We start from the raw sequence: 16,166 nt of genomic DNA on the forward strand, positions 1-16,166 counted from the left end.
AAAAAAAAGGGGCTTTCAGCCCCCTATTAACGCTTTACCACTTCTAATATCTCTTTTTCTACCTTTTTTACATCTGGAACATAGCTTTTTAAAACCTTCATTCTACCACTAAATTTATATTCACCTAAACTTGCTGGTATAAGTACACTATCTCCTTTTTTAATCTTTTCTATACCATCTTTGTATATAATTTCTCCTTCTCCTTCTACACATGTAAATATGAAAAATCTTTCTTCATCACTACATTCTTCAAACGAATCAAAAACATCATATAATTCAAGTGAAAAATCTTTGCATAAACAGTAATATGTTTTAGTATATCCTTCTCTTTCTATTTTAAGCCCTTCGCTTCTTCTACCTTCTAAACTTAAATCTGCTACATCTAATGCCTTATCGATATGTAGTTCTCTACCTCTGTTGTAGTCATACACTCTATACGTTGTATCGCTATTTTGCTGAATTTCTGCAATTATTACACCTTCACCGATTGCATGTATTAGTCCACTTTTTACAAAATATACATCACCTTTTTTTACAGGTACTCTATTTAAATATTTATCAAGCTCACCAGTTTCAATAGCTTTTCTAAATTGTTCCTTAGTGCAATCATTTGTTCCTACTACTAAATTTGCTCCTTCAAAAGCTTCAACAACATACCATACTTCCGTTTTGCCCATTTCACCTTCAACCTTCATACCATACTCATCATCTGGATGAACTTGAACAGAAAGCTTGTCTCTGGCATTAATAAACTTTATTAATAATGGGAACCATTCTTCAGATATTTTAGTACCAATAAGCTCAGAACCTTTAAGTTTTATTAATTCATCAAGCTTCATACCTTTAAACTCGCCATTTGAAACTACACTCATACCATTTTTATGACAAGCTACATCCCAACTTTCACCTATATTGCCATCTGGCAGATTATCTCTAAATATTTCTAAATCTCTTCCTCCCCATATTTTCTCGAAATAGATATTTTCAAATTTCAGCGGATACATGTCTTAAATCCTCCCATCTATATTAATGCAATTAAACTTAAGATTTTTCATTATCCACTAGACCAAACATCAATGTTCCCTTACAAGCTACTTCATCACCTACATAGGCAACTGCTTCTGCTTTACCTATACCTCTTCTCATAGAAATAAGCTCAACTTCCATTCTCAATGTATCCCCTGGTTTTACCTGTTTTTTAAATCTAACCTTATCTATTCCTGTAAATACCGCTAATTTTTCCTTGTTTTCCTCAAGACTTAACACTGCTACTGCCCCAACCTGAGCCATAGCTTCCACAATAAGTACTCCTGGCATTATAGGATTACCTGGAAAATGTCCTTGAAAGAAAGGCTCATTTATAGTTACATTTTTTATTCCTACTGCCTTTTTACCTTCTTCTATTTCGATAATCTTATCAACTAAAAGAAAAGGATATCTGTGTGGAATGATTTTTTGAATATCAACGTTTGTAAGCATAATTATTCCTCCCTCTTTTGTTTATAAGACAACGAACCCAGTTCGTTGACTCAGTTCTCCTCTTATTTTAAACAGTAGCAATTATTACTATTCTTTCTTATTTATTTAATTCCTGCTACATAATAAATTTTAATTTATCTAAAAATAAAAATAAACCATTCAATTAAGCAAATCGAATGGTTTATTTTTATTATTAAAATTATTTTTCATCATAAGCTTGTTCGCCATGTAGCACTTCATCTAGACCTGTTTTTTGTTCAATCTCGTTTATCTTAACTGGTGTAATTTTATTAATAAGCGCTAACATAACATAAGTAAATATAAATGCATAGATTGAAGCAAATAATACAGCAACTACTTCCTTAATAAAGAAATCCATGCCTCCAAATATTAGCCCATTTGCTCCATTAGGGTTAATAGCTGTAGATGCAAACATACCTAATAAAACAACACCTGTTACACCGCCAACACCGTGAACACCCCAAACATCTAATGCGTCGTCCCAGCCAAGCTTATTCTTTAATCCTACAGCAGAATAGCAAACAATTCCTGATATAATTCCTATAAGTGCAGCATAACCTGGTGAAACAAATCCCGCTGCAGGAGTGATAGTTGCTAACCCAGCAACTGCTCCAGTAAGAAGTCCTAGAAATTTTGGTTTCTTTTCTTTACTCCATTCAATAATAAGCCAAGTAATTGCAGCAAAAGAAGCAGCAATATCAGTATTTAGAAATGCAATTGCAGTAATACCATCAACTCGTAATTGGCTTCCAGCATTAAAGCCATACCATCCAAACCATAAAAGAGCTGTTCCTAAAGCTACGTTTGGAATACTATGAGGACCATGTTCCAAAACTTTTCTTCTTCCAACATAAAACACAGAAGCTAAAGCTGCCATACCAGCAGTTGCATGTACAACTATTCCACCTGCGAAGTCAAGAACTCCCCATTGTTGAAGAATTCCTCCTCCCCATACCATATGTGTAAATGGAAAATAAACTAAAAATAACCATGTTATTTGAAATAGTAAATAAGCTTTAAATCTGATTCGATTAGTAAATGCTCCAGTAATAAGAGCTGGAGTAATAATTGCAAACATCATCTGATATGCAACAAAAACATACATAGGTATATTGTTAGTCGGAGAAAATGCTTGACTAATTGAGATTCCTCTTAAAAACATTTTGTCAAGATTACCAATAATTCCATAAACATCTCCGCTAAAACATAATGAGTACCCAACTACATACCAAATTATTGTTGTTATACCCATAGACACAAAACTTTGCATCATGATACTTAAAACATTTTTTCTGCCTACTAGACCTCCATAAAAAAAGGCTAAGCCTGGAGTCATAAGCATTACTAAACTAGTTGCTAAGAGCATAAAACCGGTATCTCCTGGATTAAAATGCATATCTATTACCTCCTAATCTTATTAGTTTTGTGCATATGCACAAAAATATAATAATACAAACCTCGAAAATTGTCAAACAATTGTTAAAATTGTTGAAATTGTTAATAATATGAAATCAAGCAAGCGGTAGATGATTAATTCATCTACCGCTTACTCGATTTTATGTATTTATCATAAAGTTTATTTATGAGTTCTATTTCTTGTTCTGAAAATCTAGAATTTGTTAGCTCTATAATTTTTTCTTTTTCCTCTTCGGTTAATCCATCATTTAGCATATCTTTTAACATCTTAATATCTGATGGAGTCAATTTAGACAAAATTAGCTTTAATGCCTCAATTTCACCAGCTAATAATACTGAATTAACACTACTTATTAAATCCTGAGATATAGCTAAACTTTCTACAACATCGTCATTTTCTTCTTTCTGAGCATTTATTTCTTCCTCAGCTATATTCTCATTTTTCTCTTCTACGAATTCCTCATTCACTTTTTCTTTAGTATCTTCCTTTTTAACATCTTCATTAACAACATTTTTATCTTTAGCATTTGTATCTATATTTTTAATAATTTCTGCTGATTCTTCTTTTTCTTCTGTTTCTTTTTTATTTTCTTGCTTTACAACTTCATCCTTAAAGTCATTACTATCATCAGTTTTTTTAACTGGTTTATCCACATCATCTGTCTGAGTATTCTTAATATTATCCACATTTTGTCCACTGCTGTTATCAATTTGCATATCTTTTATAATATCATACAAATCTAACTTTTCTTTGTCTTGTACCTTTGAATCTATCGAATTATATGTAACTCCTAAAATTAACATTATTACAGCTAAAAGTGTCCACACTTTTCTCATCTTATCCACTCCAAATCTAGTTTTTAATCTTGTATTTTTATTTTGCTCAACCTTAATAACTTTATACTTGAAACAAAAACAGATACAACAAACTAAGTTTATTGCCTACATATTAATCATTCATCAATTTTCGACATAAAACCTTGACTTTTGACTAATATTTTAGTAAATTAATGTAGAAATTGAATTTTTACTTTAGCAAAAATAAAATATAGGAGGATGAAAATGAGTAATAATCAAACACAAAATGTGAAAATCACTAATGCAGACCCTTCAGCTGTCGGTTTATTAGGCCTTGCACTTGTAACTCTTGTAGCTTCATCACAAAAGCTTGGATTTACAAGTGGTGTATCTTTTATAGTTCCTTGGGCTATTTTCTTAGGCGCATTTGCCCAATTATTTGCTTGTATCAATGATTCTAAACGCAATAATATTTTCGGTACTACAGCTTTTGGTGGATATGCTTTCTTCTGGTTTGCAGTAGCCGCTTCTTGGATGATTAAGTTAGGAGTTTTCGGCGAAAAAATGGCGGCAAATGCAGATGTTAAACAGCTTGGATTTGCTTTTATTGGATATCTTATTTTTTCTATTTATATGACAATCGGTTCAATGGAAACTAATAAAGTATTGTTGATTATCTTCGTATTAATAGATCTTCTATTCCTAGGTCTATCATTAAGTACATTTGGCATAGCTGCTGAAGCTACTCACAAACTTGCTGCTTATTCAGAGTTCTTAATATCAATATTTTCATTCTATGGTTCTGCAGCAGTAGTTTTAAATGAGCATTTTGGAAAACAATTTTTACCAGTTGGAAAGCCATTTGGTATATTTAAATAAGCTTTAAAGCAATAAATAACAGAGGCAACGAATCTAAACTAGATTCGTTGCCTCTAAAATTTATTATATTGCTTTATATTTAATAGTATCCTTTGGACATGCATCTGTACATCTGAAACATTCTAAGCATAAACCAGGTACTATCTTTGGATATTGTTCTCTACTTTCCATTTCTATAGCTTCAGCAGGACATACTGATTTGCAAATTCCACATTTTATACAGTTTTCATTTTTAACTACTAACCCACGTTTAGCAAATGAACCTGTTATACTAAGCAAAATTCCATACGGGCAAAGATATCTGTGCCATAGTGAAGGAACAAAAAATAATGTAATCACTACTCCTAATGCAGTAAATATCATTAAAACAGGAATTTTCTTTCCAGTAATAAAAATTGTAGCCATCAATCCAAAAAAAGCAATCAAAATTATATATCTAAATATTGGTTTTCTAATCCATTTAGGTACCGCTATACGCTTAATTTTAAGCTTTTTATATATCCAATCCTCCACACTCATCAAAGTATTTATTGGACATATTAAGCCACAATAATAACGTCCAAATAAAGGTGCTGTAATTAAACTGATTAAGAATATTGCAAACCACAATCGAGGTTTGCCTAATTTGATTAATCCAATAAAAATACCAAGAAAAATCAATTGAAAAATCCTTCTAGTTTTTATACTCATAAAATTCACCCCCAAATTATTTTAATTTATGCAATTTTTCATTTACAGTCAATATTAAACACAACTCAATATATTTTAGAAAAATAAACCAGACTTTAAAAAAATTATAATAGTATTATAAAAATAAATCGGTAACTTTTGTTACCAATACAAAATTAGGGACAATCTTGAAACATTTCCTTGCTCAAATAGTAATTTTTTCAAAACCGACCCTTTTTGCAAACCAACAGACTATTTTCATCTTAATTCTTCATATATTTGTTATATAGCTCTTTTATGAGCTTTATCTCTTCCTCTGAAAATCTAGAATAAGCTAGCTCTATAGCCTTCTTTTTCTCTTCTTCAGTTAACCCTCCGTTTAGCATATCTTTTAACAGCTTAATATCTGATGGAGATAATTTTGTTAAAATTAATTTTACTGCCTTAGCCTTATCAGCTAATGATACTGAATTTTCAACACTACTTATCTTATCCTGAGATATGGCTAAATTTTGAACTGTATCTTCATTTTCTTTTTGTTCATTTGCTTCTTCATTAGCAACTTCTTTTTCTTCCTCAACTATATTTTCATTACTCTCTTCAATATCCTCTTTATTAGCTTCTTCTTTTATTTCATCTGTTTCATCTTTAATATCTTCCTTAACAACATTCTTATCTTCAGAACTTGAATCTACTCTGTCAATGCTTTCTGCTTCCCTTTCTTCTTTTTCTTTTATTTCCTTCTTATCTTCTTGTTTTACAGCTTCATTCTCAAAAACATTCTTTTTACTAGATTGTTCAATAGATTTATCCACTATACCTATTTGAATATTATCATCGTTATCCACATTTTCTCCACTACTGTTATCAATTTGTTCACTTTTAGAAATATTATCTTTTATATTCTCTATATCCTCAGTCTTAAAATTAAACGAATAATATATAATTCCAACAATTGCTATTATTATAGCTAACAAAACCCAAACCTTCTTCATCTTATTCACTCCAACACCTAATTTTCATTTAAATGGGACAAAGGTACTGCTCCTTTGCCCATATACATTTTACTATCTATTATACAACCTATATATAGCAGTTGTTGCTTCTGCTCTAGTAGTTTTTCCATTAGGAACAAATGTATTATCTGTTACGCCAATCATAAGCTGTGCCTTAATAACTTTAGCAGCATAACCTCTTCCCCATTTTTGTATTTCATCACTATCTGCATAAGCTTTAAGAATAGATTCTATATCATCTTCTGTCAACTCAACATCTTTAACTGTTCTACTCAATAAAGCTGCCATTTCTAATCTAGTAATTTCTTGATTTGGTCTAAATGTTCCATCCTCATATCCTTCTCGTAGTGTCAAAAGTATAGAACGATTTTGACACCCAAACATTGAAATTTTAATAATTTATAGGATTGATTGTGTCCCCCCTCTAGATATACTCTAAATGGTACAAAAAACTATAGATCTGTCTGGTTTTACTAAAGAGCACATTAAAAATTTTTCATTAAAATTATGTGGTAATGAAACTTATATAAAAGTTATCGAAAATAATCTTAATAAATGTCATTTCAGAGTAATCCAATCCTTGCTCTATTTTTTCATGTTCTTTTTACACTACCCATACAATAAATAACTGATATAAACAACCATATTCTTATTATAATAAATCAAATCTTACAACAAAATTAATTAAAACAAAAACTGAGACAACGAACCCGATTCGTTGTCTCATACACAGCTTGTATTTTAGAAAGTTCTTTAAAATACACCTAGACAATCTTTTATCTTGCCATTTATAAATTCATTTGTATTTTCTCTTTTTTATTGTTTTAACATAATATTCTATAGTTTTTTCTATTCCTTGTTTAAGACTAAAGTTAGGCTTCCACTCAAGTAAATCTTTTGCTTTTGAATTATCTAGACAACTTCTTAAAATATCTCCATCTTTCCATTTGCTATATTTAAGTTCATATTTTTTCTTAAGAACATTATTTAATAACTCAAACAATTCGTTTATTGAAGTTTCAATGTTTGTACTAATATTAAATATGCCACATACATCCATATTTAAAGCAGCCAAATTAGCTTCCACAACATCGTCTACATAAATAAAATCTCTAGTTTGGGTACCATCTCCATAAATTGTAGGATTTATATCATTTAACATTTGATTAATAAAAACAGAAATAACTCCTCCTTCTCCGTGTGGGTTTTGTCTAGGTCCATAAACATTTGAATATCTAAAAATAGTGTATTTAAGACCGTATATTTTATGATATGTTTCTATGTAAAACTCTGGCGTCATTTTTGAAATCCCATAGAATGAGATAGGCTGTTTTTGATAATATTCATCTATTTTTATACAACCTGTTTCACCATACACCGCTGCTGAAGATGCATAAATAAATTTTTCTATATTAAAAGTTCTAGCCATTTCCAGCAAATTAATTGTGCCTAAAATATTAGTTTCACAATCATTAATTGGATTATTTATAGATTTTTGAGCATTTGACTGTGCAGCATGATGAACTACAATTTTAGGTTTAAAATTGAAAAAAACCTCAGTTAATAAATTATCATCTAAAATATCTCCATAAAAAAATTGAGCATATTTATTTACATTATTCTTATTTCCTGTAGATAAATTATCTATTATTGCTACTTCATAACCTAAATTTATTAATCTATCCACTATATGTGAGCCTATAAAACCTGCTCCTCCTGTAACTAAAACCCTCACTTCAACCCCCTCTTATCTACTCTATTTTTGTTACACCTATCTCAGAATAAGTTTTTAATCCTATCTCTGACAACATAAGCTCTAATTCTTTATCTTCAGCTACTCCTTCCGACTTTTCCTTTAAGAAAAGAACTTTAATAGTTTGCATTATTATCTTTAAATCTAAAATAATTGAATAATTTCTTATATACAATAAATCAAACTTGAGTTTTTCTTCATATGACGTAGCATACTTACCTAATATCTGAGCTAAGCCCGTCAACCCTGCCTTAACATTCATTCTATAATAATAGTTAGGTGATGATTTAGAATATTTATCAACAAAATAAGGTCTTTCTGGTCTAGGTCCAACTATACTCATCTGACCTTTTAAAACATTAAACAATTGAGGTAACTCGTCCAATCTTGTAGTTCGCAGAAACTTACCAACCTTAGTTATCCTTGGATCACATTTACCAGCTATTATAGGTCCAGTTATTTTTTCTGCATCTTGTACCATAGTTCTAAATTTATATAGATAAAACTTTTTTTCACCTACTGTTAATCTTTCCTGTTTATATATTATATCTCCTTTAGAGTCTAGCTTAATAGCTATACTCACTATTATCATAATAGGTAGTGTAATTATTATACCCAAAAGAGAAATAATGATATCTAGTGTTCTTTTTATAATCCTCTGTTCAAGTGTTAATTCCATTTTTTCTATCTTAAAAGTAACAACATCGTCAAACTGGTCAATCTTAGCATTTAACATGAACATTTCATAAATATCTGGTACTATAAATAGTTCTATGTTTTGCTTTTGACACAAATTAATAATTTTTATTTTATCTTCATAGTCAATATCTGATGAAATGATTACAGTATCAACATTTTTTATATATTTTTTTAATTCATAATTAACCGTATTATAATACAAGTATTTTACATTATACCACTCTCTTGACTTATCAACCAGCTTTTTAGCTATATATTTTGTACTTTTCTCATTTCCAATAATCATAACCTGCTTTATACCATGTAGTTTTCTAAGCAGTTTTATTATTATGTACCTCCATATGCTTAATAGCACTAATTGTATTATAAACCCAATAAAGAATACACTTCTAGGAAATGCAAAACCTCTAAAGAAAAATGAAAGTGCCATAGTAGATAGTAATATCATAAAAAGTGCTATACCTAAAGAAAATACTGTATCAATAAAAGTTTTTCTACTTATCGAAAGTAATCCATAAATATCAAAGAACATTAATGTCACTAATGCTATAAATGGAATTAATCTAATAAAAGGATACAAATTACGTTCTGGAATCTCGAAGCTAAATTTAAACAAATAAGCTAAATAATAACCTATAATAACTAAACTTAAGTCTATAATAATCATTACTATTTTATTAGTTTTCTTAAACTTCGTTAAATTCTTCAAAATCATTTTAGATTACCCCTTAACTGTTCATCTAGAAAAATAATAACATATTATATTATTTTTTGTATAAGATTTATGTCCTGTTTTGAAATTATAATAAATATACAACTGAATACTCAGATTTTCTATGATAGTTTTAATAAGTATTATTTTAATTTTTATAAAATAATAACACAGTTATAGGGAATAAGTAGAAAACTCTTGTGGTTTAGAGTCTTTTTTCCCGTAATAATATAGAAGCGATTCAATAATTCTATCACAAGCTTTTCCATCACCATATGGATTAACTGCATTGGCCATTCTATCATATTCTTCTTTATCGTTTAAAAGTATGTTTACAGAATTATAAATATCCTTTTCATTAATACCAGCTATTTTTACTGTACCAGCTTTTACAGCTTCTGGCCTTTCTGTCTCTGTTCTTAAAACTATTACAGGCTTCCCTAAAGCTGGTGCTTCTTCTTGAATCCCGCCTGAATCTGTCATGATAATGTGACATTTATTTATTAAATTTACAAAAGGTTCATAATCTAATGGTTCAATTAAATGTATTCTATCTACATTATTAAATATTTTATAAGCTAATTCTCTTATTCTAGGATTTAAATGCATTGGAAAAACTACTTCTACATCATTATTATTTAAAACAATATCTTTAACAGCATTAAAAATATTCTCCATAGGCTTACCCCAATTTTCTCTTCTATGGCAAGTTAATAATAATACCTTTTTCTCTTTATAATCAATTTTATCTAGTAAATCATCATTAAACTTATAATCCTCACTTACAACCTGTAAAAGAGCATCAATAACAGTATTTCCTGTAACAAATATGTTTTCTTCTAAAATACCTTCTCTAAGAAGATGCTTCTTATTACCCATCGTTGGTGCAAAATGAATATTTGCAATCGTTCCCGTTATCCTTCTATTCATTTCCTCTGGATAAGGTGAATAAATATTTCCACTTCTTAACCCAGCTTCTACATGTCCTACCTTTATTTTATTATAAAAAGCCGCTTGAGCTCCAACTAAAGTAGTTGTAGTATCTCCATGTACTAAAACTATATCAGGTCTTTCTTTCTTCATTACTTCATCTAAACCATATAATGCTTTCGATGTTATATCTATTATACTTTGTCCATGAGTCATTATATTCAAATCATAATCAGGTTGTATATTAAATAACTCAAGTACCATATCAAGCATTTCTCTATGTTGTGCTGTTACACAAACAACTGATTCAAAATCTTTATTTTTTTCTAGTTTTTTAACGAGTGGAGCCATTTTTATTGCTTCAGGTCTTGTTCCAAAAATAGTCATTACTTTTATCATTTATTAATCCCCCTTAAATATTAATTTCAAAAAGAGACCTCTTATTATATATAGAGATCTCTTATAATAAGTTAAATAGCCTTTTCAATTTCCTCAACACTCATTTTAACATCATGTACATTTCCTAAATTTCTTATTTCTACTTTTCCAGAAGTATAATCTTTTATATTAATTATATTTTTAGTATCAAATACTAAAGGTGTTCTCATTTCTTTAGCTAATTCATTGTAATCAATAGTTTTAAATTCATTATGGTCAGCTAATATTAAAATCATATCTGCCTTTCTAACTGCTTTGTTTAAACTTACAAGCTCTAATACATCTGTGTTTACATGAGGGTCGTGAATTGCAACTTCGAACCCTTCTTCTTTAAGTAATTCAATTACTTCAAGAGCAGGGCTCTCCCTCATATCATCAATATTACCTTTATAAGTAATACCCAAAATAGCTATTTTAGGATCCTTAATATCCGAAGTCATCTGTTTAACCTTTGACACTACATAATGAGGCATACTGTTATTTGTCTCTCTTGCTAAAGATATAATACGTGCTAATTCTGGTGCTTTTTCAATAATAAAGTAAGGATCAACAGCTAAGCAATGTCCGCCTACTCCTGGTCCTGGTTGATGTAGATTAACTCTTGGATGTTTATTAGCTAATCGTATTACTTCAAGAGCATTGATATCTAAGCTATTACATACCTTTACTAACTCATTAGCTAAAGCTATATTAACATCTCTAAAAGTATTTTCCATTAGCTTTGACATTTCTGCTGTTTTTGCATCTGTAATCAAAATTTCCCCTTTTACAAAGTTTCTATAAACCTCTGCTGCTTTTTCTGCACATTTTGGCGTGCATCCTCCTACTATTCTATTATTTTCAACTAGTTCCTCCATAATTTTCCCTGGTAGAACTCTTTCTGGACAATGGGCTAGATACACATCTTGTCCAACTTTAAAGCCAGCTTCTTCAATAATAGGCTTTATAAAATCATCAGTTGTCCTTGGAGCTATTGTAGATTCAACTATAATAACGTCTCCATTTTTTATGTAAGGAATTATAGATTTAACTGCCGATAAAACATAGCTTAGATCACAAGATTTATATTTATCATTTTTATTTGGAGTTGGAACTGCAATTATAAATACATCTGATTCTTCAGGGCTTGTCCTAGCAATGATTTTACCTGTATCTACCATCATTTTAACAACCTTATCTAACCCTGGCTCTTCAATATGAACTTCTCCTTTGTTTAGTTTTTCAACAACTTTTTCGTTTATATCTACTCCAATTACTTGATGCCCGCTTAATGCAAATATAGCCGCTGTTGGTAGACCAATGTACCCAAGACCTACTACACATATTTTTTTCATTATTCAGTTCCCCTTTCTTATTTTAATGTTTTGTTATGTAGTATTTATGTATAAATTTATAAAATTAAACTCTGTTATTTTTTAGTATATTGTGTAATGAAAAAGTTTTGTATCAAAAATACTTAATTTACAGACATATTTTATAGCAAAAATAAAAAATAATTTACTTAAAGAAAACATAAAAATCTCAGGTATCTCAGTCAATAATATTCTGAAATAATGTAAAGGACTAAAATAAGTAGCGTATAAAACAGATGTAAGTAATTTAATACTATTTAAATAATTGTTAGCAATCCAAACTTTTTTCATTGTATTCCTTCCATCAAACTAACTATTAAATTTTGAATTTCTGAACAAACTTTCTCTAGTGAATATCTTATTTTAACAAATTCTTTTAAATCCATATTATTATTATTTATTATTTTAACATCTTCTACACTATCAAATATAAACTGGCTAGGAAAAATAGTATTTACTCCTTCTCTTTTTAAAACAATAGGGATTGCTCCTGAAGCCATCCCCTCTATAGGAGCCATATGAAAACTTTCATAATCGCTTGTAGAAAGTACATAACCTATTTTAGTTAAAAATTCACTTACATCTCCCCAACCTTCGAAAATTACTGAATTTTTATACTTGGATTTTTTTATTCTGTTAAATTGTTTTTCGTAGTACTCTCTTTGAATCGTATCATTCCATATCCATTTATACTCACTTGGATGTTTACCTTTTATAAACAATTTATATCTATTATCTTTTTCATATAATTTTTCAAAAATGTCTAGAGCTCTATCTAATCTTTTTAATTTTGGACATATCCCTATTATAGCTAAATTATATTCGTATCCGTTGACTTTTGGCTTATTAAATCTATCAACATCGACTGCATTGTAAATCATTATCATTTTTTCTCTAGGTATTTTAGAAACTCGATAGAATTCTTCGTAAATAAATGGCGATATAGCAATTACTTTGTCTATTTTTGAATAATCAAACATCTTGGGGTATTTTGTATTCATTTCAAATCTATGAACTCTAACAACAAGTATCTGATCATCTCTTTTATGATTCTGATACCAAATAACATTTCCAAGTCCCCATTCACAGAATATAATGTCAGCCCATTCAACTAACTTTCTACTTTCTTCTTCATCATGCAGTTCATGACCTTTCCAAATGTCAACTTTTACTTCATAGTCCAGTACATCTTGAAAATATTTAATTATGTGTTCAATAAACTTCAAATCATGCCCTGCAAAAACTATTTTTCTTTTACTCATACTTAATCACCTACATTCTTTTATCCAACATTAAAAATTCTTGCACCTCGTTTAAACAGTTCTTTTGTACTTTTTGATGAAATAAACTTGTCCAATAATTCAATAGGCTTCATATTATTGATAAAATCTCGCTTTAGAATCGATAAAACATACTGAGAATTACTAATAAATTGATATTTATTTTTTTCTATTTTTGTAATAATTTCTGCATCTGTATACTTTGTAGTTAACATAAGCTCTTTTAAATAATTTTTAGAATATCTTTTATGATTATCAAAATAAGTTACATATTTGCAACTAGTTATTTGATTTAAAGTATCATAATTATGAAAGTAATCTAATAAAAATGTCTTTACTGTTTCATTATTGTTATTATTAAAAATATCTATATAACCATCAAATATATCAATAAGAATAATAAGTTCTTTATGTTTATATGACTGTCTATTGAAATTTTCAATAAGTATTTGATAATCCTCTATAGATTTGACAATTCCAATAACAGCTATATCATTAAAATCATCAATATACTCAATACCAGCTATATCTAAAATACGCTTAACTCTATGTTCATAAGTATGCTTTTCTAATATTTCATATAAACAAGCTTTTCTTTTCTTTTCATAGTAATCTTGGTCCTTAAATAATCTTTCAATTTCATTTTTCATTTCACCAAAATCAGATGTCGCAACTACTAATTCACCAAAAACATTGTTGATCCCCAAAGATTGTGAACTTACTATCGGAGTATTACACGCCAATATTTCAAATACTCTTCTTGAAAACATAGTAGGAGAATCTACAATACTATTTACATTTAATGCAACTCTATACCCCTTATATGCTTTATCTATTTGGCTTACTGGCAAACTACCTTTTATATATTTTTTGAATTTCTCTGGAAATTGATTAGGGGAGTCGTTATTAAAGTTTCTATCATATATATCTATACCATATTCAGCACATATTTCTATCATAGAATCCATTGCAGCTTTTCTTTCTGGAAATTTATCTCCATAATAAGCACCTGCAAATACAACTTTATTTATTCTTTCATATTTTTCTATCGGATTATGAATTTTAGGTTGTGCAGCAAATGGCAATACATAAACATGCTCATGTCCTCTTTCCTTATAAATCCTTATACTATTTTCATCAGTTGTAAATATATAATCAAAATGTATCGCTGTTTCAATAAAAGCATTTATATGAAAAGGGTCTTCTTTATTCCAAAAAACAGTTGGGATAGAGTTTTCTTTGCACCATTCTACTAAGGTTAACAACTCACTGTTATCTCTAGGTCCACCATGTCCTACCATGTTAGTCCATAAACCATTATTACCAACCCAAGCAGACTCAACAAATAATAAATCTGGTTTTTCTAAAATTAATTCCTCTCGCCAATTATCAGGTGATATCTGAAAACAATCAAATTCATATTTAAAACATTCGTAACTAAATTCATCCAAAATACATGCAGCTTTAATATTTTTAATTTTTTTTATCTTTCTTTGCTTATAATTATTCATACCTTTTAATGAAAGAAATCTTTCTCTCTTATTTGCTGGTTCAATAATAATTGAATCTAATATTAATTCCCCTTTTCCTTGAAATCTAATAGCAAGCCTTATATTATCGATTTCTTTTAAATCCATACTTGTTTCATTGTTTAGTTCTACTGATTTAACACCTAATTTTTTACCTGATTTAAATGCTATTATAAATAACTTTATATCCCCATCCCCAAATTTCTTACCTTTAAAGATGAATTTATGTCTTCTATCTGTATTTAGATTTTTTAATATATTGTTTTGCGGTACCAAGTGAAAATTTACATTTTTTTCTAAGTATGAGATATAACAGTGCTTATCAGTACAATTAAACTTAATCTTGTTATTTTGAATTTCAACTTTTTCATCAAAACTAAACCAATCTTTTTGCTCAAAAACTATTTGTTCAGACTTATCAACATTATCTTTTTTAATAAAACTTTTTATATATTGTTCTTTTTTAATTAATTCATTAAATCTTTTATTTATGTAAGATATATCCATTGCTATCCCCTCTGTTTTAATATTTTCCTAAATTTCCACATTCTAATCGTTAATCTTCCTAGTTTTGAATTTTTTAAAGCATTGTATCTTTTATTAATTTGTATATATTTCTTATTCATTTTTTCAAAATTTTTCTTCAACTCTTTATAAGAATATAAAACATTTTTTTCTTTTTCAATATGTTCTAATAGAGATACATAAAGTTCATTATTTTCTTTTTTTATTGATTCAAGTATATTTTCTACGTTTGTTAACTTATCTTTTAGTTCTTTTACTTGGTTTTTGTAAATATTTATTATATTTTCTTTCTTATTTATTTCATCTTTTTTTATTTTTAATTGCTCTTCGTACAATCTAACAACTTTCTCATTTTCTTTTTTCATTTGTCCTATTATGTTTTCTTTTTCATTCAATAAATTATCATAATTCTTTCTTATTTCAGTATAATTTTTTTCTATTTCCTCATATTTATGTTCCAATTCTTTATATTTTCTTACTTCATCCCTTAATTTATCAACTACTTTTTCTTTTTCATTCAATAAATTATCATAATTCGACTCTAAAGTAAAATGATTTTCCTCCAATTTCTCATACTTATCTTCTAGTAACTTGTAATTTTCTTCCTTAGTCTTTAAATCTTTTAATAACAAATATTCGACCTTACCAAAACATTCTTCAAGTTCCATTA

The 16,166-nt window shown here is 28.6% G+C and carries 15 protein-coding genes; 1 reads left to right on the plus strand and 14 read right to left on the minus strand.

The window, feature by feature from the left end; translation table 11 throughout:
• Positions 1 to 26: 26 nt before the first annotated feature.
• The 4 genes from BFN48_RS08130 to BFN48_RS08145 form a co-directional block, all read right to left on the minus strand.
• On the minus strand, positions 27 to 1,004 hold the full coding sequence (locus tag BFN48_RS08130) for a type I phosphomannose isomerase catalytic subunit (RefSeq protein WP_069650400.1): 978 nt from the start codon (positions 1,002 to 1,004) through the stop codon (positions 27 to 29).
• 37 nt (positions 1,005 to 1,041) lie between these two features.
• Positions 1,042 to 1,479 (minus strand): 3-hydroxyacyl-ACP dehydratase FabZ, encoded by a 438-nt coding sequence (fabZ, locus tag BFN48_RS08135; RefSeq protein ID WP_069650401.1) that lies wholly within the window; start codon positions 1,477 to 1,479, stop codon positions 1,042 to 1,044.
• 199 nt (positions 1,480 to 1,678) lie between these two features.
• Positions 1,679 to 2,896, minus strand: coding sequence for an ammonium transporter (locus tag BFN48_RS08140; RefSeq protein WP_069650402.1), 1,218 nt, complete (start codon positions 2,894 to 2,896; stop codon positions 1,679 to 1,681).
• 143 nt (positions 2,897 to 3,039) lie between these two features.
• Positions 3,040 to 3,753: a hypothetical protein gene (locus BFN48_RS08145; protein WP_069650403.1), complete on the minus strand. Its 714-nt coding sequence runs from the start codon at positions 3,751 to 3,753 to the stop codon at positions 3,040 to 3,042.
• Between the two features lie 249 nt (positions 3,754 to 4,002).
• Between BFN48_RS08145 and BFN48_RS08150 the strand changes: the two genes are divergently transcribed.
• Positions 4,003 to 4,593, plus strand: a complete 591-nt coding sequence (locus BFN48_RS08150) for an acetate uptake transporter (protein ID WP_278287322.1) — start codon at positions 4,003 to 4,005, stop codon at positions 4,591 to 4,593.
• Positions 4,594 to 4,656: 63 nt separating this feature from the next.
• Here the strand turns inward: BFN48_RS08150 and BFN48_RS08155 are convergent, their stop codons facing one another.
• The 10 genes from BFN48_RS08155 to BFN48_RS08205 form a co-directional block, all read right to left on the minus strand.
• Positions 4,657 to 5,283, minus strand: a complete 627-nt coding sequence (locus BFN48_RS08155; protein WP_069650405.1) for a 4Fe-4S binding protein — start codon at positions 5,281 to 5,283, stop codon at positions 4,657 to 4,659.
• 242 nt (positions 5,284 to 5,525) lie between these two features.
• Positions 5,526 to 6,257 carry a hypothetical protein gene (locus BFN48_RS08160; RefSeq protein ID WP_069650406.1) on the minus strand — a complete coding sequence of 244 codons (732 nt, stop codon included), beginning with the start codon at positions 6,255 to 6,257 and terminating at the stop codon, positions 5,526 to 5,528.
• Positions 6,258 to 6,329: 72 nt separating this feature from the next.
• A complete protein-coding gene (locus BFN48_RS08165) occupies positions 6,330 to 6,662 on the minus strand; it encodes an S-layer homology domain-containing protein (RefSeq protein ID WP_069650407.1) in 333 nt (110 codons plus the stop codon).
• A 412-nt stretch (positions 6,663 to 7,074) separates the two neighbouring features.
• The gene (locus BFN48_RS08170; protein WP_069650408.1) at positions 7,075 to 8,013 is read right to left on the minus strand and encodes an NAD-dependent epimerase/dehydratase family protein; all 939 of its coding nucleotides are present in this window, start codon (positions 8,011 to 8,013) and stop codon (positions 7,075 to 7,077) included.
• A gap of 16 nt (positions 8,014 to 8,029) precedes the next feature.
• Positions 8,030 to 9,445: a sugar transferase gene (locus BFN48_RS08175; RefSeq protein WP_069650409.1), complete on the minus strand. Its 1,416-nt coding sequence runs from the start codon at positions 9,443 to 9,445 to the stop codon at positions 8,030 to 8,032.
• Between the two features lie 171 nt (positions 9,446 to 9,616).
• Entirely contained in the window at positions 9,617 to 10,768 is a 1,152-nt protein-coding gene (gene wecB / locus BFN48_RS08180) for a non-hydrolyzing UDP-N-acetylglucosamine 2-epimerase (RefSeq protein WP_278287324.1), read from the minus strand.
• Positions 10,769 to 10,842: 74 nt separating this feature from the next.
• The gene (gene wecC / locus BFN48_RS08185) at positions 10,843 to 12,144 is read right to left on the minus strand and encodes a UDP-N-acetyl-D-mannosamine dehydrogenase (RefSeq protein ID WP_069650411.1); all 1,302 of its coding nucleotides are present in this window, start codon (positions 12,142 to 12,144) and stop codon (positions 10,843 to 10,845) included.
• 305 nt (positions 12,145 to 12,449) lie between these two features.
• Positions 12,450 to 13,424: a glycosyltransferase gene (locus BFN48_RS08195; protein ID WP_069650413.1), complete on the minus strand. Its 975-nt coding sequence runs from the start codon at positions 13,422 to 13,424 to the stop codon at positions 12,450 to 12,452.
• Between the two features lie 20 nt (positions 13,425 to 13,444).
• On the minus strand, positions 13,445 to 15,478 hold the full coding sequence (locus tag BFN48_RS08200; RefSeq protein ID WP_069650414.1) for a CgeB family protein: 2,034 nt from the start codon (positions 15,476 to 15,478) through the stop codon (positions 13,445 to 13,447).
• A gap of 2 nt (positions 15,479 to 15,480) precedes the next feature.
• Positions 15,481 to 16,166, minus strand: a 686-nt coding sequence (locus BFN48_RS08205) for a hypothetical protein (protein WP_069650415.1), incomplete at its 5' end; no start/stop codon positions are given.

Source organism: Caloranaerobacter ferrireducens (genome assembly GCF_001730685.1).
Lineage (GTDB): Bacteria > Bacillota > Clostridia > Tissierellales > Thermohalobacteraceae > Caloranaerobacter > Caloranaerobacter ferrireducens.

Excerpts from the sequence above, each read along its gene's own strand:
- BFN48_RS08130 (WP_069650400.1), bottom strand. The coding sequence starts at position 1,004 with ATGTATCCGCTGAAATTTGAAAATATCTATTTCGAGAAAATATGGGGA.
- fabZ (WP_069650401.1), bottom strand. The coding sequence starts at position 1,479 with ATGCTTACAAACGTTGATATTCAAAAAATCATTCCACACAGATATCCT.
- BFN48_RS08140 (WP_069650402.1), bottom strand. The coding sequence starts at position 2,896 with ATGCATTTTAATCCAGGAGATACCGGTTTTATGCTCTTAGCAACTAGT.
- BFN48_RS08145 (WP_069650403.1), bottom strand. The coding sequence starts at position 3,753 with ATGAGAAAAGTGTGGACACTTTTAGCTGTAATAATGTTAATTTTAGGA.
- BFN48_RS08155 (WP_069650405.1), bottom strand. The coding sequence starts at position 5,283 with ATGAGTATAAAAACTAGAAGGATTTTTCAATTGATTTTTCTTGGTATT.
- BFN48_RS08160 (WP_069650406.1), bottom strand. The coding sequence starts at position 6,257 with ATGAAGAAGGTTTGGGTTTTGTTAGCTATAATAATAGCAATTGTTGGA.
- BFN48_RS08165 (WP_069650407.1), bottom strand. The coding sequence starts at position 6,662 with ATGTTTGGGTGTCAAAATCGTTCTATACTTTTGACACTACGAGAAGGA.
- BFN48_RS08175 (WP_069650409.1), bottom strand. The coding sequence starts at position 9,445 with ATGATTTTGAAGAATTTAACGAAGTTTAAGAAAACTAATAAAATAGTA.
- wecC (WP_069650411.1), bottom strand. The coding sequence starts at position 12,144 with ATGAAAAAAATATGTGTAGTAGGTCTTGGGTACATTGGTCTACCAACA.
- BFN48_RS08195 (WP_069650413.1), bottom strand. The coding sequence starts at position 13,424 with ATGAGTAAAAGAAAAATAGTTTTTGCAGGGCATGATTTGAAGTTTATT.
- BFN48_RS08200 (WP_069650414.1), bottom strand. The coding sequence starts at position 15,478 with ATGGATATATCTTACATAAATAAAAGATTTAATGAATTAATTAAAAAA.